The 20919-nt window shown below is 35.5% G+C and carries 17 protein-coding genes and 1 riboswitch; of the genes, 1 reads left to right on the top strand and 16 read right to left on the bottom strand.

Annotation, left to right across the window (positions count from 1 at the left end):
- Positions 1 to 22: 22 nt before the first annotated feature.
- From ACM55K_RS03990 to ACM55K_RS03975, 4 genes are all read right to left on the bottom strand, one after another.
- Positions 23 to 880, bottom strand: a complete 858-nt coding sequence (locus ACM55K_RS03990; protein ID WP_416848940.1) for a prephenate dehydrogenase — start codon at positions 878 to 880, stop codon at positions 23 to 25.
- A 3-nt stretch (positions 881 to 883) separates the two neighbouring features.
- Positions 884 to 2029 (bottom strand): aminotransferase class I/II-fold pyridoxal phosphate-dependent enzyme, encoded by a 1146-nt coding sequence (locus ACM55K_RS03985; protein WP_416848939.1) that lies wholly within the window; start codon positions 2027 to 2029, stop codon positions 884 to 886.
- Complete coding sequence (locus tag ACM55K_RS03980; RefSeq protein ID WP_416848938.1) at positions 2026 to 2853, bottom strand: prephenate dehydratase; 828 nt, start codon at positions 2851 to 2853, stop codon at positions 2026 to 2028. The genes ACM55K_RS03985 and ACM55K_RS03980 overlap by 4 nt, the downstream gene beginning before the upstream one ends.
- A 440-nt stretch (positions 2854 to 3293) precedes the next feature.
- Complete coding sequence (locus ACM55K_RS03975; protein WP_416848937.1) at positions 3294 to 4547, bottom strand: dicarboxylate/amino acid:cation symporter; 1254 nt, start codon at positions 4545 to 4547, stop codon at positions 3294 to 3296.
- Between the two features lie 146 nt (positions 4548 to 4693).
- Here ACM55K_RS03975 and gldA point away from each other — a divergent pair, with 146 nt between their 5' ends.
- A complete protein-coding gene (gene gldA, locus ACM55K_RS03970) occupies positions 4694 to 5590 on the top strand; it encodes a gliding motility-associated ABC transporter ATP-binding subunit GldA (protein WP_416848936.1) in 897 nt (298 codons plus the stop codon).
- A gap of 85 nt (positions 5591 to 5675) precedes the next feature.
- Here gldA and metF read toward each other — a convergent pair whose 3' ends face one another.
- The 12 genes from metF to ACM55K_RS03910 form a co-directional block, all read right to left on the bottom strand.
- Entirely contained in the window at positions 5676 to 6632 is a 957-nt protein-coding gene (gene metF / locus ACM55K_RS03965) for a methylenetetrahydrofolate reductase [NAD(P)H] (protein WP_416848935.1), read from the bottom strand.
- A gap of 96 nt (positions 6633 to 6728) precedes the next feature.
- On the bottom strand, positions 6729 to 9407 hold the full coding sequence (gene metH, locus ACM55K_RS03960) for a methionine synthase (protein WP_416848934.1): 2679 nt from the start codon (positions 9405 to 9407) through the stop codon (positions 6729 to 6731).
- Positions 9408 to 10162: 755 nt separating this feature from the next.
- Positions 10163 to 10372, bottom strand: a complete 210-nt coding sequence (locus tag ACM55K_RS03955; RefSeq protein WP_416848933.1) for a hypothetical protein — start codon at positions 10370 to 10372, stop codon at positions 10163 to 10165.
- Positions 10373 to 10616: 244 nt separating this feature from the next.
- Positions 10617 to 11618 carry a homocysteine S-methyltransferase family protein gene (locus ACM55K_RS03950; RefSeq protein ID WP_416848932.1) on the bottom strand — a complete coding sequence of 334 codons (1002 nt, stop codon included), beginning with the start codon at positions 11616 to 11618 and terminating at the stop codon, positions 10617 to 10619.
- A 254-nt stretch (positions 11619 to 11872) separates the two neighbouring features.
- Positions 11873 to 11990, bottom strand: a riboswitch (SAM riboswitch).
- A 150-nt stretch (positions 11991 to 12140) separates the two neighbouring features.
- Positions 12141 to 13193, bottom strand: coding sequence for an NAD(P)/FAD-dependent oxidoreductase (locus ACM55K_RS03945; protein WP_416848931.1), 1053 nt, complete (start codon positions 13191 to 13193; stop codon positions 12141 to 12143).
- Positions 13194 to 13301: 108 nt separating this feature from the next.
- On the bottom strand, positions 13302 to 13934 hold the full coding sequence (locus ACM55K_RS03940) for a precorrin-2 dehydrogenase/sirohydrochlorin ferrochelatase family protein (RefSeq protein WP_416848930.1): 633 nt from the start codon (positions 13932 to 13934) through the stop codon (positions 13302 to 13304).
- A gap of 2 nt (positions 13935 to 13936) precedes the next feature.
- Positions 13937 to 14710 carry a uroporphyrinogen-III C-methyltransferase gene (cobA, locus tag ACM55K_RS03935; protein ID WP_416848929.1) on the bottom strand — a complete coding sequence of 258 codons (774 nt, stop codon included), beginning with the start codon at positions 14708 to 14710 and terminating at the stop codon, positions 13937 to 13939.
- A complete protein-coding gene (locus ACM55K_RS03930; protein WP_416848928.1) occupies positions 14703 to 16793 on the bottom strand; it encodes a nitrite reductase in 2091 nt (696 codons plus the stop codon). Before ACM55K_RS03930 ends, cobA begins: the two co-directional genes overlap by 8 nt.
- A gap of 88 nt (positions 16794 to 16881) precedes the next feature.
- The gene (locus ACM55K_RS03925) at positions 16882 to 18126 is read right to left on the bottom strand and encodes a sulfate adenylyltransferase subunit 1 (RefSeq protein WP_035668363.1); all 1245 of its coding nucleotides are present in this window, start codon (positions 18124 to 18126) and stop codon (positions 16882 to 16884) included.
- Between the two features lie 88 nt (positions 18127 to 18214).
- Positions 18215 to 19114, bottom strand: a complete 900-nt coding sequence (gene cysD, locus ACM55K_RS03920; RefSeq protein ID WP_416848927.1) for a sulfate adenylyltransferase subunit CysD — start codon at positions 19112 to 19114, stop codon at positions 18215 to 18217.
- Between the two features lie 60 nt (positions 19115 to 19174).
- Entirely contained in the window at positions 19175 to 19876 is a 702-nt protein-coding gene (locus tag ACM55K_RS03915; RefSeq protein WP_416848926.1) for a phosphoadenylyl-sulfate reductase, read from the bottom strand.
- A gap of 15 nt (positions 19877 to 19891) precedes the next feature.
- On the bottom strand, positions 19892 to 20803 hold the full coding sequence (locus ACM55K_RS03910) for a sulfite exporter TauE/SafE family protein (protein ID WP_416848925.1): 912 nt from the start codon (positions 20801 to 20803) through the stop codon (positions 19892 to 19894).
- Positions 20804 to 20919 lie beyond the last annotated feature (116 nt).

Raw genomic sequence — 20919 nt, 5'->3', positions numbered from 1 at the left:
ATAATTTCGGGATAAATACTGATTACTTTTTTACATGTATTCCGTTTAATATTTCTTTTATTTTATTCACACTTTCCATTTCATTATAAATCGCATCGTAATCTTCCTTTTCTAATAATTCCTTAAACTTTGACAAATTAGAAATGTATTCATCCAATGTTTTTACCACTTGTTTCCTATTTTGTTTAAAAATAGGCGTCCACATTGCCGGTGAACTTTTGGCCAAACGAACCGTACTTTCAAAACCAGAACCGGCCATATCAAAAATATCCTGTTCGTCTTTCTCCTTATTGATTACCGTTTTCCCAAGCATAAATGCACTGATATGCGATAAATGTGACACATAAGCAATGTGCTTGTCATGCGATTTCGGATCCATATAACGAATTCTCATTCCCATAGCAGTAAAAAGTTGCAACGCTTTTTCCTGTAATTTGAAAGTCGTTTTCTCCACCTCACAAATAATATTCGTTTTCCCTTGAAACAATCCTTTTATCGCTGCCGAAGGTCCTGAAAACTCCGTTCCTGCAATAGGATGCGTCGCTATAAAATTTCTTCTCTTAGGATGATTGGCAACCGCTTCGCAAATAGGCGTTTTAGTAGAACCCACTTCAAAAACAATTGTATTTTCTCCTATTACATCCAGTACTTTTGGCAAAACTGTCAACGCAACATCAACAGGAACAGAAACAATTACAAAATCTGCTTGCTTTAAATCATCAAAAGTCGCACCAGCATCAACAACACCTAAAGCAATTGCTTCCTGCAAATGATTTTCGTTAGTGTCAATTCCATAAATTTTGGCTTCCGGATACAGTGCTTTAATGTCCAATACCATCGAACCGCCAATCAATCCTATTCCTATTACGTGTATATTCATGTATTAAAATCTATCAATTGCTTCTTGTACTTTTTCTTCTTTTACACAAAGGGCAAATCGTATGTAACCTTCACCATTACTCCCAAAAATTGTTCCCGGCGTAATAAAAATAGATTTGTCATATAAAATTTCATCAATAAATTTTTCCGCTGATGTGATTCCGTCAGGCAATTTTGCCCAAACAAATAGTCCAACACCTTCTTTATATACTTTACATCCTAATTTCTCCGCTAGTTGTTCAGTTAGAATTCTGCGTTTTCTATAAATCGCATTCATCGATTCAAACCAAGTCTTGTCACTTTTCAAAGCTTCAATTGCTCCTTTTTGAATCCCGTAAAACATTCCGCTATCCATGTTGCTTTTTACTTTTAGTACCGCATCAATACAAGCTGCATTTCCTAAAACCATTCCAACTCTCCAGCCCGCCATGTTAAAAGTCTTGCTTAAAGAATTCAATTCTAGAGCCACGTCTTTTGCACCTTCAACTTGCAACAAACTCATCGGATTGTCATTCAAAACAAAACTATACGGATTGTCATTGACTAATAAGATCTGATGTTTTTTGGCGAAAGCCACCAATTTTTCAAATAACTGTAAACTTCCTCTTGCTCCTGTTGGCATGTGCGGATAACCAATCCACATGATTTTCACTTTCGATAAATCCAGTTTTTCCAAAGCTTCAAAATCGGGTTCCCAATTATTCACTTCTTTTAAGTCGTAATAAACGGGTACAGCCCCTACTAAATTCGTCACCGAAGTGTAGGTTGGATATCCTGGATTTGGAATTAAAACCTGATCCCCTTCATTCAAAAAAGCGAGTGAAATATGCATAATCCCTTCTTTCGAACCCATCAAAGGCAAAATCTCAGTATTTGGATTCAACGCTACTTGAAAGTTGTTCTGGTAAAAATCAGCCATTCCTTTTCTCAATTCCGGTAACCCTTGATAACTTTGGTATTGATGGGCACTTTCTTCTTGCATCGCTAGAACTACTGCATCAACAACTGCTTGTGAAGGTTGTAAATCCGGACTACCGATTCCCATATTGATAATTGGTTTCCCTTCAGAAGCCAATTGTCTTACTTCTCTCAGTTTTGAGGAGAAATAGTATTCTTCAATTATATCCAGACGTTTTGCTGTAGTAATCATGGTTTTGTATTTTTATATTCGCCTAAAACTTTAAAGTATTCTGCCATAATGGTCAGTAATGCTTTTGCCTTAGCATAATCTTCGTATTTTTCGAAAGTAACATCCACAAAAAAGGAATATTTCCAAGGCGTTTCTATTTTTGGTAACGATTGTATTTTGGTCAAATTCAATTTACAATCACTCATTACATTTAGAACCGCCGCCAAACTTCCGCGTTTGTGATCCAATTCAAATTTGATAGAAGCTCTGTTTATTTCGTTTTCTTCAACAAATGAATTCTCCTTTTTAATAATAACAAATCGTGTCATGTTATTATTTATCGTCTGAATTTCCGGAGCTAAAATCTCTAATTCATACATTTCAGAAGCTGTTTTACTAGCAATTGCCGCAATCCCTTTCAACTGATTTTGGTGTATTCTTCTGGCCGTTTCAGCAGTATCTTTATCTTCAACTAATTTTATGTTTGGATATTTTTTCAAAAATTCCATACATTGTAATAATGCCATTGGATGAGAATGTACTTCCTGAATATCTTCAATTTTTTGACCTTTCAACGCCATTAAATTTTGATGAATATCCAAATAATGTTCTCCTATAATGTGCAAATTATTTTTATCAATCAAGGCATAATTCGGAATAATAGGTCCCGCAATAGAATTCTCTATAGCCATAACTGCCTGGTCTGATTTCCCAGACAATAAACTATCCACCAATTCTTCAAAAGACAAGCACTCATCTACTTCAACATTCTGATAGTAATAATCTTGCGCCACCTGATGATGGAAAGAGCCTTTTATACCTTGTATTGCAATCTTAGTTCTCATTCTAAGTTATTATTTATTTTATTTGAAAATGAAATTTACATAAATCATGATTGGTGTTCCATCAATTTTTTGTTATGCTTATTTCATACATATTCAAAAAAAAATCCTGATTTTCATCAGGATTGTATATTAGTTTTATTTGTTTGTTGTTTTTCAAATAACCATAGCACAATCCCTTACTTCCTAAAGAAGAAATAATAAGTGTTGCTAAAGTAAAAACGGTTATTAGACATTGTATTCTCTGTTTTTTAATAATTTCTATGCAAATGTAGAACTTATTTCAAGTCAACCAAAAAAAATATTTAATTTTATGTAACAAAAAAAGAATTCTTTGTTAAAACTATTTTATATTACAAAATGCATAAAAAAAACACTCATAAACTACTGATTATTACAGATTTCAAAATGTCTTTTTAGCTAATTTCAGTGCGGAAAACAAATTAAGTAGCCATTTTCACCGAAAGCCATTTTTTTCCCTCCGCAATTCGGGTTACCAGCATCGCCGAAACCAAGTCGCCATTAGCATTCAATAAGGTCGCCATAGGATCTACCAAAGTTCCCACAATCATCGCTGCAGGTAAAGCCTGCTCCATTGGAAATCCATAAACGGTTATCGCCAGAATTTCTCCTATATAACCACCATTTGGGATTCCGCCTTCTACAACTGAAACAATTACCGTAATCCCAATAGCGGTGAGCAAGGTATACGGATCTGTAAAATCTTTACCAAACATGGCAAAAATAACAGCAATTTTTATAATAGATGACATACTGGAACCATCTTTATGCAAAGGCGCACCTAATGGAATAACTACATTTCTTATATGACTGGGAATATTCATGCGTTCCGCTCCCTCCAGATTGGCAGGAATTGTTGCAATACTGCTGCAAGTTCCCAATGCAGTTAATGATGGAGTGATATTATTTCTCCAAAACACATTCAATCCCTTTCTTCCTCCAGCGATAAAAGCATATAAACTGAAAAACACGACAAAATAAAAAGCACAAACCGCGTAATAGAGACCTAAAGGTTTTGCATATGCCCCAAATAATTGGGGTCCAAAAATCCCAACCTGATACGCAAAATAAGCACCCAACCCTATTGGAGCTATTTTCATAATCATATGAAGCAATTGTTTCATCACTTCGTTTCCTGAATTCAAGAACCGACTGAAATCTTTCCCTTTTTCACCCGAATGCAAACTGGCAAATCCTATTAAAAAAGAGAATATGATAAGCGCCAACATATTTTTACGAGATAATAATTCGAAGAAATCATTAGCGGTAAGCAATTGCGTAATTTGAGAACCTGCAGAACTTGCCTGAATAGATTCTAACGGAATTTTTGAAATGATGATATCTTGCTGGATTGGAAACAACAATACACCAATAATCATCAAAATGGCTGAAATCAATACAGTGCTTAAAAACACACCAATTACAATTACAAATAATTTCCCTAGTTTCTCTGACTTTTCCAAACTGGCTATCGAGGATGCAATCGTAAAAAAAATCAATGGAATGATTGCAGTAAACAATAAATTCAGAAATATATCGCCCAAAGGTTTAATAACTTCTACCCCTTTTCCAAAAACTAAACCCAATATACTTCCTACCAGAATTCCTCCAAGTAGCAATAAAATACTTTTGTAGTTTTTCAAAAAACTGCCTGATTGTGTATTTTTTAAATTCATATCTATATAGTATATGGTAAATATATAAATCTAAAAGAGAATATCATCTTGCTTAGTAAACTTTGACAAAGGTCTTTTCACTTATTGAGCTACAAAAACAATAAATCAATGATTATTCTGTTTACTTTTGCAACAAATAAAATTCCATGCCAATAGAAGTTAATAATATATCCAAAAGTTATGGTGCCCAAAAAGCACTGGACAACATTTCGTTCTCTGTAAATAAAGGAGAAATTGTTGGTTTTTTAGGTCCAAATGGAGCAGGAAAATCGACTTTGATGAAAATATTGACAACCTATATCAATGCCGATGAAGGTTCAGCAATCGTAAATGGACATGATGTAAACAGCCAACAAAAAGCAGTACAACTTTCCATTGGTTATTTACCGGAACACAATCCGTTGTATTTGGATTTGTATGTGAGAGAATATTTAGCTTTTAATGCCGATGTCTATAAAGTAGCTAAATCCCGAATCGAAGAAGTAATTCAACTGACCGGTTTAAGTACCGAAAGTCATAAAAAAATAGGACAATTATCCAAAGGATATCGTCAACGAGTAGGTCTTGCCAACGCTTTATTACACAATCCAGATGTTTTGATTCTTGATGAACCAACGACCGGTTTAGACCCAAACCAATTAATCGAAATCCGTAATGTTATTAAAAACGTAGGAAAAGACAAAACCGTTTTTCTTTCTACGCACATTATGCAGGAAGTAGAAGCGATTTGCGACCGTGTCATCATCATCAATAACGGAAAAATTGTAGCCGATAAAAAACTGAATAACTTAATTTCCGAAGATAAGGAACAAGTTATCGAAGTAGAATTTGATTACAAGATAGAAGAACAAGCCATTGCTAAAATCGAAAATCTTACTTCCTATAAGAATACCCACGACATGATCTGGGAATTAACCTTTACAACCGATAAAGACATGCGCCCAGCTGTTTTTGATTTTGCTACCGCAAATGGTTTGAAAACTTTGCAACTGAATCAGAAAAATAAAAATCTGGAGGCTGTTTTTAGGGAAATTACTAAATAGTTGTCCGTTTTTAGTTTTTGTAGATAAAAAAAGCTCGTTTAAATCAATTTTAAACGAGCTTTTTTTTATGAAATAAGATTGGAAATTAAAAAACCTTACTTGCTATTTGTCGGATATTTTCTGATTTCCCCATAGAATAATAATGTAATACAGGAACTCCGGCCGCTTTCAATTCTAATGATTGTTGAATCGCCCATTCGATTCCTACTTGTCTGATGTCAGCATTATTTTTACATTGATCAACCGCATGAATCAAATCTTCCGGTAAATCGATTCTGAAAATTTGTGGCAATACTTGTAAGTGTCTTTCCACCGCAATAGGTTTGATACCCGGAATAATAGGAACCGTAATTCCCATTTCCCTGGCTTTGGCAACAAACTCAAAATATTTTGCATTATCAAAAAACATTTGAGTTACCACATAATCAGCCCCTGCTTCTACCTTTTCTTTCAGCCTTTTTAGATCTGAAATTAATGAAGGTGATTCCAAATGTTTTTCTGGATAACCTGCAACTCCAATACAAAAATTGGCTTTATTGTCAATATCCATAACATCATGCAAGTACTTTCCGCAATTCAATTCGTTGATTTGTTTAACCAAATCTACGGCGAAATTATTCCCTCCTTCTTTCGGCACAAAAGATTGCTCGTGTTTCATTGCATCACCACGCAATGCCATCACATTATCAATTCCTAAATAATGACAATCCACTAACATATACTCGGTTTCTTCTTTGGTAAAGCCACCGCAAAGCAAGTGAGGAACGGTATCTACAGTGTACTTGTGTTTTATAGACGCACAAATTCCCAATGTCCCAGGTCGCATTCTGGTTAGTTTTTTGTCTAATAAACCGTTGCCTTTATCTATGTAAATATATTCTTCGCGAGAAGTGGTTACGTCTATAAAAGGCGGTTTGAACTCCATCAACGGATCAATATTATCGTATAATTCTTGGATACTTTTGCCTTTTTGAGGCGGAATAATTTCAAATGAGAATAAGGTGCTACCTTTTGCGTCTTCTATATGTTGTGTTACTTTCATTTTCTTTAGTTTGAAGTTTAAGGTTTAAGGTTTAAGGTTCTCTCGAACAACTTTAAACTTTAAACTTTAAACAAAATTTCAACTTTAAACTATTTTCTAATCTGCTATATTCGGGTTCAACCATTTCATGGCTACTTCTGTTGAAACGCTTCTACGTTTGGCATAATCAATAACCTGGTCTTCTTTTATTTTCCCAAGTCCAAAATACTTACTTTCCGGATTTCCAAAATAATATCCTGAAACTGAAGAAGCCGGCCACATCGCCATACTTTCCGTTAAAGTCACTCCAATTTCTTCTGCTACATTTAGCAATTTCCAAATCGTGGGTTTTTCTAAATGGTCTGGACAAGCCGGATAACCTGGTGCCGGACGAATTCCTTTGTAATCTTCGGCAATCATTGCCTCAGTGCTCAAAGCTTCGTCTGACGAGTATCCCCAAATTTCTTTACGGATTTTTTCGTGCAAATATTCCGCAAAAGCTTCCGCAAAACGGTCTGCCAATGCTTTCACCATTATCGAATTGTAATCGTCTAAATCTCTTTCGAATTCAGCCGCCCATTCATCCACTCCGAAACCGGTAGTGACACAAAACGCCCCCATATAATCCGTTTTACCACTGTCTTTCGGGGCAATAAAATCCGACAAGGCAATGTTTGGAGCGCCTTTTGTTTTTTGTGATTGCTGACGTAAAGTCAAGAATTTCTCTAACACTTTTCCGTTTTCATCACTCAATTCAATGTCGTCATCGTTGATTTGATTCGCAGGGAAAATTCCGTAAATTCCTTTAGCGGTTAGTTTCTTTTCTCTCAAAATAACTTCCAGCATTTCTTGTACATCTGCAAAAACAGAAGTAGCCTGTTCACCAACAACAGTATCCGTTAAAATCGCAGGATATTTTCCGAACAATTCCCATGTTCTAAAAAACGGCGTCCAGTCAATATAAGGAACCAAAACATCTAAATCGACTTCGATTGTTTTTACCCCAATAAAATTGGGCTTTATTGGATTGTAATTCTCCCAATCTAATTTCAGTTTGTTGACACGAGCCTGCTCAATGGTCAAGAAGTTTTTGTCACGGGATCGGTTCAAAAAGGTTTCTCTAAAAGCATCATATTCTGCCCTGATGTCACTTGCATATATTCTTTTATCACTGTTTAATAAACTTCCGGCAACCGTTACGGCTCTCGAAGCATCATTTACGTGAATTACTGTTTCTCTATATTGTGGCGCAATTTTCACGGCAGTATGCGCGCGCGATGTGGTTGCTCCACCAATCATAATTGGAATTTTAATATTTCGTTTATCTAATTCTTTAGCCAAATAAACCATTTCGTCCAATGATGGCGTAATTAATCCGCTTAATCCAATAATGTCAACATTGTGCTCAATCGCTGCTGCAATTATTTTCTCAGGCGCAACCATCACACCTAAATCAATGATTTCATAATTGTTACAGGCCAAAACAACCGAAACAATATTTTTTCCAATATCATGTACATCTCCTTTTACAGTCGCCATTAATATACGACCCGCAAAACTCGAGACTCCATCTTTTTCAGCTTCAATGAAAGGCAGCAAATAAGCTACTGCTTTTTTCATTACTCGTGCTGATTTTACCACTTGCGGCAAAAACATTTTTCCCGAACCAAATAAATCCCCAACGACATTCATTCCCGTCATCAAGTTAATTTCGATAACTTCGATAGGTTTTGTAGCTGCCAATCGAGCTTCTTCAACATCAATTTCTATGAATTCATCGACTCCTTTTACTAACGAATGCGTTAAACGTTCCTGAACAGTACCTGAACGCCATTCTTGAACCGCTTTTTCATTATTCTTTACATCGCCTTTTACATTTTCGGCAAAGTCCAACAATCTTTCTGTTGCATCATCACGTCTGTTTAGAATTACATCTTCAACGCGTTCCAAAAGTTCCTTTGGAATTTCGTCGTAAATAGAAAGCATTTCAGGATTCACGATTCCCATAGTCATACCATGCTGAATCGCATGATATAAAAATACCGAGTGCATCGCTTCCCGAACCGTGTCATTTCCTCTAAAAGAAAACGAAACATTACTTACTCCACCACTAATGTGTGCATGAGGAAGATTTTCTCTAACCCATTTGGTTCCTCTAAAGAAATCCAATGCATTCAGGCGGTGTTCTTCCATTCCTGTCGCAACTGGAAATATATTCAAATCGAAAATAATATCCTGCGGAGGAAAACCAACTTTATTTACCAAAATATCATACGAACGTTGGCAAATTTCTACCCGGCGTTCGTAATTATCAGCTTGTCCAGTTTCATCAAAAGCCATAATGATTGCCGCAGCACCATAGCGCTTAATCAATTTGGCGTGATGAATAAATTGCTCCTCGCCTTCCTTTAAAGAAATCGAGTTCACGACACTTTTTCCTTGCACCACTTTAAGTCCCGCCTCGATGATATCCCACTTCGAGCTATCAATCATGATTGGAACTCTGGAAATATCAGGTTCTGCTGCGATTAAATTCAGGAATTTTGTCATAGCATATTCGCCATCAAGCATTCCTTCATCCATATTAATATCGATGATTTGCGCGCCACCCTCAACTTGTTCTTTAGCAATACTGAGTGCTTCTTCGTATTTCTCTTCCTTAATTAATCGAAGGAATTTTCTAGAACCTGTAACATTGGTTCGTTCACCAATATTTACAAAAACGCTTTGTGGCGTAATAATTAAAGGTTCTAATCCCGATAATACAAGGTTTCTTCTCTTTTCTGCGTGTGCCATTTTTTATTTTATTTAATCCTGCAAGGTTTTTAAAAACGGTGTAGGTTTAGCTTTTTGTTTATTTCTACCTTTTTTAAAACGTGTAGCTCGTTTTGTTTCTTAATATTTTGGGCGTGACCCAAGGGTCGGGCTATTCGTTACAAGTCCTCGTCAAATTACGCTTTCGCTTCATTTGCCTGTGGGCTTTTCACTGCTATCCCTCACGCGGAATTAGGTACTTACATCATCTATCGCCAACAGATATCTTTGTAATCCTAATTTCTATTTATTCAACGGAATAAATTCCGTTATCATTACCACATATATACAACGAAATAAATTCCTTTGCTACAAAATATATCGTTCATACGGAACTTGTACTTCCCCACACCAACGGAATAAATTCCGTTGCTACAAAATGGGTCGTTCCTACGGAACTCTTATTTTGCTAGCGCGAGCGTCTCGCTCGTGCCTATTCTAAATTATAATTCTATTGTTCAAACATTTTTATCTTGCCTTTGTTTGTGGGCACGAGCGGAACGCTCGCGCTAGCAGGGGAATAAATTCCGTTATCATTACCACATATATACAACGGAATAAATTCCGTTGCTACAAAATATATCGTTCCTACGGAACTCGTACTTCGCTAGCGCGAGCGTCCCGCTCGTGCCTATTCTAAATTATAATTCTATTGTTCAAAATCTTTTTAAGCTGCCTTTGTTTGTAGGCACGAGCTAGAAGCTCGCGCTAGCGGGGGTATTTAATTATAAAATAGATCAAAAAAAATAACTAACTAATCCAAAGATTCCTATCACAATAAATAATAACCCTGATAAAAATACTTTCAGTTCAGTTGCAAAAAGCATGTCATCTGCATCATACTTATAAAATTTATTTTTTAAACAAATAACAACTCCAACTAAACAGAAAAATATCCCAGTAATTAATTTTAATATTGGATATATCGAAAAGATGTCTTCTTTCATTTTTAATTTTTTAATCCCTTTTATATGCCCTTAAAGCTAGAATTACAACTAGAAAGCCTGCGATTTCATCCCATTCAACAATCCTGCAAGGTTTACAAAACCTTGTAGGTCTGTTTTTCAATTCACCACTTTCTCAATTTATACCTACAAGGTTAAAAAAAACCTTGCAGGAAAACTACTTTTCTGGTACGAGCAAAAAACTCGCGCTAGTTAGTTAGACGCGAAAAATTGCGTCTCTACGAAATTACATCGTCGCTGTAGAAACTCTAGGCTTATATTCCTTAGCAATATCAGCAATCAACTTGATGTGTTCTGGCGTTGTTCCGCAACAACCGCCTATGATATTTACTAAATTATCGTCTAAATATTCTTTGATGAATGCTTGCATCTGTTCCGGCGTTTCATCATACTCTCCAAAAGCATTTGGTAATCCAGCATTAGGATGTGCCGATACATTGAACGAAGTATTATGCGACAAAGTTTGTAAATACGGTTTAAGTAAATCGGCTCCTAAAGCACAATTAAAACCAACACTCAACAAAGGAATATGCGAAACCGAAACCAAAAATGCTTCTACCGTTTGTCCTGAAAGTGTTCTTCCTGATGCATCCGTAATTGTTCCGGAAACCATGATAGGAATGTCGATATTGCGTTCATCTTTGACTTCTTCAATGGCGAAAAGTGCCGCTTTGGCATTTAAAGTGTCGAAAATGGTTTCCACCAATAATAAATCACTCCCTCCGTCAATCAAGGCTTCCACTTGTTGTTTGTAAGCGATGCGTAAATCATCAAAAGTTACCGCTCGGTAACCTGGATCATTTACATCTGGCGACATACTTGCTGTTCTGTTTGTTGGTCCTATTGATCCTGCTACAAAACGAGGCTTTTCCGGATTTTTTGCTGTAAACTCATCGGCTACTTCACGGGCGATTCTTGCCGATTCATAGTTTAATTCGTAAACAATATCTTCGAGATGATAATCCGCCATTCCGATGGTTGTACTTGAAAACGTATTGGTTTCAACGATATCAGCTCCCGCTTCAAAATAGGCTGCGTGAACAGCACGAATAGCTTGTGGCTGCGTGATTGACAACAAATCGTTGTTTCCTTTTAAAGAATGTGGAAAATCTTTGAAACGTTCTCCACGAAAGTCTTCTTCGGAAAAATTGTAACGTTGTAACATCGTTCCCATAGCTCCATCGAGTATGAGTATGTTTTTTTTAATGGCTTCTTGAATACTTGACATTTTATTTTTTTATTGTTGTGTTTTAATAGTTGAAATAAAACCAAAAAAACACAAATTTTTACTCTTTAGCCCCGATTGCAGTGTAAATCCTTTTACTTTTTTCTTTAAAAAAGTAAAAGATTGCAACGAAAAGCGGGAACAATGACGGCAAAAATTGCGCCATTCATTCGCTCCTGATGCTGAAATAAATTCAGCAATTAAATATCGATATGTTTGTCAAGAAAAGGTTTGAGAAATACTGTGGAAGTATTCTTGTGTTATCTATCTTAAATGCTGAATAATTCAGTAAAAAGTAGAATGTAGCACCTTCTTTAAAGATAAAGGGTTGCTAAGGTTTCATCGGGTCTTTCCCTCCGCCTTTCGTGATAACTTTCAATAAAAATAGGAACAGTGCAAAGTAAAGAAATAGCGTTAATACTTGCAAGTATTAACGCTATTTTTTTGAAAAAGGATTTTTGAATGATGAATACCTATTTTTGATTTACATGACATCAAAAATAGGTAATCTACAATCTTACATCATTAAACAATGGCTTTTACCACCGCTTTTGGAGCCTCTTTACGAGTTCCGTCAAATCCGTCAACACCAGAAACTGTAGTGTATTTTAATACATATTTCTTACCTGGATTGATAATTTGGTAGGCTGCCTGACACATTAAAGTCGCTTCGTGGAATCCACAAAGAATCAATTTTAATTTTCCCGGGTAGGTATTTACGTCACCAATGGCAAAAATTCCAGGAATATTCGTTTGGTAATCCAAGGCATTATTTACTTTGATTGCATTTTTTTCAATATCCAATCCCCAGTCTCCAATAGGACCTAATTTTGGAGTTAATCCAAAAAGAGGAATAAAATAATCCGTTTCAATAGTACGGTGCGCTCCATTTTCCTCAATGTCAATTGATTCTAAATGTTCGGCTCCGTTCAAACCAATTACTTCTGCTGGCGTGATCATTCTTATTTTCCCTAAATCTTTCAATTCTTGTACTTTTTCAACAGAATCTAAAGCTCCTCTAAATTCGTTTCTACGGTGAATCAAAGTCACCTCAGAAGCAATTTTAGACAAGAAAATACTCCAGTCCAAAGCGGAATCACCACCTCCGGCAATTACAACTCTTTTGTCTCTGAATTTCTCCGGGTTTTTGATGAAGTATTTTATTCCTTTATCTTCGTAAAATTCGATATCTTCAATAAGTGGCTTTCTTGGTTCAAAACTTCCTAATCCACCCGCAATCGCAACAACTGAAGCATGAAATTTTTTCCCTTTATTTGAGGTTACAATAAAACTTCCGTCTTCTTGCTTTTCTATAGTTTCTGCACGTTCGCCAAGTGTAAAACCAGGCTCGAATTGTTTGATTTGTTCCATCAAATTATCAACTAAATCACCCGCTAATACTTCAGGAAAACCTGGAATATCATAAATAGGTTTTTTTGGATACAATTCCGAAAGTTGTCCTCCCGCTTGTGGCAGTGCGTCTAAAATATGACATTTTAGTTTTAACAATCCTGCTTCAAAAACTGCAAATAAACCTGTTGGTCCGGCTCCTATAATTAATATGTCTGTTTTAACCATTTTTTTATTCTTTATATAATGTAATTGTGATAAACTATTTTACTGCAAATTAACGATTGATTTTTACTAATTTAAATGATAAATATCAGTCGTTACTTAGTGGCTCTTTTATTCTTTATTTTTTAACGCTTCGGTGATTTCATTCATTTTTTGAACTTTTTCCTCGAAATTTCCTTTCAGCGTTTTGCGATATTCATTTAGGTTTTCGACCATTTTATTGATATCGTCCGGAATTATTTCTTCAAAAAACTCGCGTAATCTTTTGGCTGTTGTCGGTGATTTCCCGTTTGTTGAAATGGCTATTTTGACATTTCCCTTGGTTACGATTCCTCCCAAATAATAATCGCATAATGGCGGTGTATCGGCAATGTTGCAAATCAGGAATCTTTTTCGTGACAAGTCGAATACTCGTTTATTGACTTTCAAATCATCGGTACAAGCAATAACCATGTGCCGTTTCTTCAACATTTTTTTCTTGAACTTGGCTTTAGTCAATTTCACCGAAGGATGTTTTTCCACTAATGCTTCTAGTTCTGGTGAAAATTTTGGAGATATTACCTCAACATTTGCATTGGGACTGGATTTTAGCATAAACGATAACTTTTCCAAACCTACATTTCCTCCCCCTACAATAAGTACATTGAGGTTGTGTAATTTTAAAAATACTGGATATAATTCGTTCCTCTCTCCAGAAGAGGCAGCCGAGTCTTGATTATTGGAATATAATTCGTTTGTTTCCATGGTTATCTTATTTCAGATGCTATAAATTCTTCGTAAAATCCTTTTAACTTGCTACTTTCTTTTACCACTTCTCCAATAATAATTATCGCTGGCGAACTTAATTTGTTCTTCGCCACAACTTGTTGGATCGTATCAATCGTTCCAGCTCCCACTTTTTCTTGTGGAGTGGTTCCGTTTTGAATTATCGCAACAGGAGTTTCTCCTTTGGATTCCTTTTGGAATAAAGAAACAATTTGCGACAATTTACTCATTCCCATCAAAATCACAACTGTTGCTGATGATTGTGCTGCAAGAGCTACATCATCTGACAAATTCCTGTCGGAAGTTGTACCTGTAATTACCCAAAAACTTTCGGAAACACCTCTTTTTGTCAAAGAAATTCCTTGATAAGCGGGAACTGCAATTGCCGATGAAATTCCGGGCACCACAAATGTAGGGATTCCAAAACTTTCTGTGTATTCTATTTCTTCGCTTCCACGACCAAAAATAAATGGATCTCCACCTTTTAACCGAACCACATTCCCATACGTAAGCGCATTGTCTACAATCAACTGATTGATTTGGTCTTGCGAATATTCATGTGCTCCAATTCTTTTACCCACAAATATTTTTATGGCAGCTTTTGGAGCGTGATTCATTATTTCTTCATTGGCCAAAGCATCATACAAAACCACATTCGCTTCAGCAAGTGCTTTTACTCCTTTCAGAGTAAGTAAATCTGGGTCACCGGGACCAGCACCTACTAAAGTTACTTTTGGTTTTATTGTATTATGCATCAGCTAAATCTTTTGCTCTGTATTTTTCTATTTTATCAAAAAATGCAACTCCTTCTTGAATGTATTTTTGTGCAAATTCCGCAGAAGGCTCATTCGCTTTGATTTGATATACTAATTCTTTGAAAGTTGAATCCAACTCGATTTTATTGCTTTCGACAAAAACAGTATCAAACAAATCGATAATTCCAGCGTGGTGATTCGTTTTTTGGTTTTCGGCCAATAAAATTGCTTTAGCTCCATTTACAAAACCTGCGTAGGCTAAATAAATCGAATCTGCCCATTTTTCATCTTCAAAAGCTTCTTGTGCAAAAGTCAATTTGTCTTTGGCTTCCAATAGCAAAGTAGCCACTAAATCAATAACTACACCCGCACATTCACCTACTCCAACTGCTTTTACGTAATTATCTGCATTTCCCCAATCCACAAAATCAGCTTCGGTAAGATTAGTCAAATCGGCTAATGGTTTCAAAAACTCATAGAAATATTTCTCTCCTTTGGCATCGTAATAATTCAAGAATGATTGTCCTTTTCCATTGGCATCAAAATCATTTAAGATATAACGCAACGCATCTGGTCCTCTTCTACTTGGAATTTTGATTACTTTATCAGAAAAACGTCCTACTCCGTTTCCTAAATTTCCTCCACCTAATAATACCTGAAGTGCTGGAGCAACTAGTTTTCCTGCATTAATTGACATTCCTTGGAAACCAATTTCAGACATATTGTGTTGTCCGCAAGCATTCATACAACCGCTAATTTTAATGGCGATTTGTTGATTGTTGCTGTATTGTGGGTATTCAGTTTTTAATACTCTTTCTAATTCATCCGCAATACCAGTACTACTTGCGATACCTAAATTACAAGTATCCGTACCCGGACAAGCCGTGATATCTCCGATAGTATCATATCCTAAAGCAACAAAATCTAATTTGGCTAATTCTTGATAAAAGAACGCTAGATTTTCTTCTTTAATATTACGTAAAACGATGTTTTGTCTTAATGAAAAACGCAATTCATTAGCACCATAATTTTTAATCAAATCGGCTAATAATCTTGCTTTATCTGTATAAAAATCTCCTAAAAGTACTTTAATACCAATAGCAACATATCCCGTTTGTTTTTGCGCAATCACATTTGATTCTTTCCAAGCTTCAAAAGCTTCAACATCACCAATCGTTACTGATGGCACTGCTAACAAAGGTTCTGTAATTGCCCCTTCAAAAGCGGTAGTATCTATTTCGTAAGTATGAAACGGCAAGGCTTTTTTCTCTTCGTCAACCAAACGCAAAAACTCATCGCGACCTAGGTCTTTGATTAAGAATTTCATACGTGCTTTTAAACGTTTTGCTCTTTCTCCGTGACGGTCAAAAACTCTAATTATACCTTCGGCAGTTGGGATAATTTGATTAACGGGTACAAATTCTGAAAGCAATTCAGCGTGACTTGGTTGAGAACCTAAACCTCCACCAAACATTATTTTGAAACCTTTTTCGCCATTTACAATTTTTGGAATAAATCCTAAATCGTGCAAATAACTCAAAGCAGTATCTTTATCAGAAGAGGAGAATGATATTTTGAACTTACGTCCCATTTCCTGACAAATTGGGTTACGCAATAAATATTGAAACAAACCGTGCGCATAAGGCGTCACATCAAAAGGTTCGTCAACATCTACACCAGCTAATTCACTCCCTGTAATATTACGTACCGTGTTTCCACAAGCTTCTCTCAAAGTGATATCATCTTTGGCCAACTCAGACCAAAGCTCAGGTGTTCTGTCTAAACTAACATAGTGAATTTGAATATCCTGACGGGTTGTAATGTGTAAACGTCCTGTAGAATATTTATCGGATACTTCAGTAATACGCTTCAATTGTTCGCTAGTCACTTTTCCGTATGGCAATTTAATACGAATCATTTGCACGCCTTCTTGGCGTTGACCGTAAATACCACGTGCCAAACGAAGACTGCGAAAACGCTCATCGTCAATTTGTCCACTTCGGAATGAATGAATTTTTTTCTCTAAATCAATAATCTCTTTTTGGACAATCGGATCTTCTATTTCGGTTCTAAAACTTTGCATCTTTTTTAGCTTTTAGCTATTGGCTTTGGGCTTTTAGCTGTTAATCTATATCTTTTAACTTGTTTAATTTTTTAGCAAAAGCTAAAAATTATTTTATAAAACCAACTCCTGCTGTTGTGTTGGTTGCAGCATCTATTAAGATGAAAGCTCCGTTAGATTTATTATCAGTGTAAGCATCAAAATAAATGGCTTTGCTCAATTTAATAGTTACTTCTCCTATTTCATTTATAGCTAATTGAGTCGCTGGTGTTGTTCCAGAATAATCGGTTGCGATTACGTTTTTCACACTATCAATTTTTGCCAAAACTCTATTGCTATTGTGCTGTACATAATATTTTGCACCTGCCACTAATTTTTTACTGTCCATCCAACAAACAGTTGTTGTGATGTCTTTTTCAATTTTAGGAAGTTCATTAGATTTTACAATCATATCACCTCTGGTTACATTGATGTCATTATCTAATTCGATAGTGATAGAAGAACCAGCCGTAGCTTCATCAAATTGCTTATCAAAAAAGTGAATATTCGTTACTGTAGATTCTGTTAAAGAAGGAAGTACTGTTACGGCATCTCCTACTTTAATATTGTTACCGTATAATTTTCCGGCATATCCTCTAAAGTCGTGATATTCCTCAGTTTTCGGGCGGATTACAGTTTGAACTGGGAAACGTGCGATTCCGTTTTCGTAGATATCATTTGGTTCCAAAGATTCCAAATGTTCCAAAACCGTCTGTCCGGTGTACCAAGGCATATTCTCCGATTTATCGGCAACATTACCCCCATTGATTGCACTTAGCGGAATGTAACTTACATTTTGTTCTTTGAAAGCACTTTTTGCATTTAATGCCTGAAAGTCTGCTTTGATTTTGTTGTATACTTCTTCTGAATAATCAACTAAATCCATTTTGTTTACGGCAACAATTACATCTTTTACTCTCAATAAATTATTGATAAAAAAGTGACGGTACGTTTGCTCAATTACTCCTTTACGAGCATCAATCAAAATAATTGAAACTTGTGAAGTTGAAGCTCCGGTAACCATGTTACGTGTATATTCTACGTGACCCGGAGTATCGGCAATGATGTAACTTTTTTTGGCAGTCGAAAAATAAATATGAGCCACATCAATCGTGATTCCTTGTTCTCTTTCGGCAACTAAACCATCGGTAGCCAATGAGAAATCTAAATAATCGTATCCTTTTTGCTTGCTGCTTTTTTCTATTGCTTCAATCTTATCTGTAGTCAACGATTTTGTATCGTACAATAATCTTCCAATTAATGTACTTTTTCCGTCATCTACACTTCCTGCTGTTGCTATTTTTAAAACTTCCATTTTATATTGAGTTTAAATTTTAAAGTTTAAAAACTTTAAAATTCTTGTTTTTTTTTATACTTGCTTACTAATTTTTAAAAATAAAATTCTAAAAATAACCTTGTTGTTTTCTTTTTTCCATCGCAGCTTCAGAACGTTTGTCATCAATTCTGGCCCCTCTTTCAGAAATAGTTGAAGATCTAATTTCTCCAACCACTTCTTGAATAGTTGCTGCATAAGAATCAACGGCAGCAGTACAACTCATATCTCCAACAGTTCTAAAACGAACAATTCTTTCTTCGATTTCTTCATCTTCTTCTTGAAACACAAATGGAGAATGTGACCAAATCATACCATCTCTAATAAATACTTTACGTTTGTGTGAAAAATAAATAGATGGAATTTCGATTTGCTCTTGTTCGATATAACTCCAAACATCTAATTCAGTCCAGTTCGAAATTGGAAAAACACGAACGTTTTGACCGTTTTCAATTTTTCCATTCAAAAGATCAAATAATTCCGGACGCTGATTTTTTTCATCCCATTGACCAAAATCATCACGAACCGAGAAAATACGTTCTTTAGCTCTTGCTTTTTCTTCATCTCTACGCGCACCACCAATACAAGCATCAAATTTGAATTCTTCAATAGCATCCAAAAGTGTTGTTGTTTGTAAACTGTTTCTACTTGAATATTTACCCGTTTCTTCTACTACTTTCCCTTCGTCAATAGCATCTTGAACATTACGAACGATTAATTCCAGTCCTAATTCAGCCACCAATCTATCTCTAAATTCAATAGTTTCCGGAAAGTTATGTCCTGTATCTACGTGTAACAATGGAAAAGGGATTTTAGCAGGAAAAAAGGCTTTCTGCGCTAAACGTACCAATGTAATTGAATCTTTTCCTCCAGAGAAAAGCAAAACTGGCTTGTCAAATTGAGAAATAACTTCTCTAAAAATGTATATCGCTTCGCTTTCTAAAGCGTTTGTTTTTAATATTGAACTCATCTTTTGTTTTTTTGGTAATTTATTTTTTGTTAATCTGTTTTCGTTTAAACGATTAAACTTTTATTTTTGGTGTAAACCACATTCCTTATGACTCGATTCCCATGACCATCTTCCCGCCCTGATATCTTCTCCTTCGGCTATGGCTCTGGTACAAGGTGCGCAACCAATGCTTACAAATCCTTTTTTGTGTAAAGCGTTTTGCGGTACATTATTGTCATCAATATATTTTTGAACTTCGGTCAAAGTCCATTTCAATAATGGATTGAATTTAATGATATTAAAATGGGCATCGTATTCAAAGGTTGCCAAATCATTTCTATTTTCTGATTGTTCTGCACGTAAACCGGTAATCCAAATTTCATTCCCTTTTAACGCCTTAGTCAACGGAGCCACTTTTCGAATAAAACAACATTCTTTTCTATTCTCCACTGATTCGTAGAAACTGTTTGGACCTTTTTTATTTAACAACTCTTCCACCGCAGTTGTTTCTGGAAAATAGGTTTTAATGTCTATTTTATATTTTTTTATTGTTCTATGAAAAACATCATACGTCTCTTGAAATAATCTTCCGGTATCCAAAGTAAAAATGGTTATCGGCAAATCATTTTTGGCAATTAAAGCCGTTATCACTTGGTCTTCCTGTCCGAAAGAAGTTGAAAAAACAACTTTATTCTTATATTCATTAGCTAAAAAAGCAAGCGTTTCCTCAATGGAAAAATCTTTTGTTTTTTCTAATAAAGTATTTACTATAGCTATACTCATAATCTCGTTTCTCTTTTATAAAAATTTAGATAATGTTTTTAAACTCAAAACAATTATCAATATTCCGACCGCAATCATCATTGGCTTTCTTTGAATTTTATTAACCAAATAAGCCGCAAGTGGTGCCGCAGCCACCCCTCCTAAAATCAACCCCAGAATCACCTGCCAACCGTGTATCCCGCCAAAAAGCATAAAAGTAATTCCACTGGCAAAAGAAACTGCAAATTCTGCAGCATTCACAGAACCAATAGTGTAACGAGGATTTCGACCTCGTCCAAGTAATGTTGAAGTCACAATCGGTCCCCATCCGCCTCCACCAACAGCATCCATAAAACCCCCAAAAGTAGCCAAAACACCTAAGCGTTTTGTTTTCTTTTTGATAATATTCTTTTTCATGGCTTTTCTAATAATTATAACAGCCAAAGCAATCATATATACCGCAATAAAAGGCTTTATCATATCACCATCAATTACATCCGACAATAAATACGCTCCAACAACAGAACCAATCACTCCTGGAATTAAAAGGTTTTTGACTAACTTTTTATTTATGTTTCCAAATCTATGATGAGAAATGGCTGACGCTCCCGTTGTAAACATTTCAGCAACATGAACCCCAGCACTACTAATGACTGGTGGAACTCCATACGCTAATAAAAAAGATGTTGACGTAGCTCCATAACCCATCCCTAAAGTTCCATCCACTAATTGAGCAAAAATCCCAATTAAGACAAATATTAAAAACTCTTGGTCAAACCCAGCTACAAAACCATTCCAAGAAAATTCAGCATAATGGTTATACACCAATGTTGACAATAACCCAACTAACAAAACAACTGGAATAATAACCCACAAACGTTTTGTAAACGAAACTTCCGGTTTTAATGCCCCACTGTTTATTTTCAATTCTTTATTCATATTTTCCATGTAAAACTAATTTGACTCAATTACGTCTATTACCCTATCGGCTTAGTAGATTACTACGCAAAGGTACTACTTATTTACAAATAACAAAATAATATTTGGATTTTTCACATTAAAAA

The organism is Flavobacterium arabinosi (assembly GCF_048158725.1).
Lineage (GTDB): Bacteria > Bacteroidota > Bacteroidia > Flavobacteriales > Flavobacteriaceae > Flavobacterium > Flavobacterium arabinosi.
Note: the sequence above shows the minus strand (reverse complement) of the source record. Positions and strands in the feature narration are given on the sequence as shown.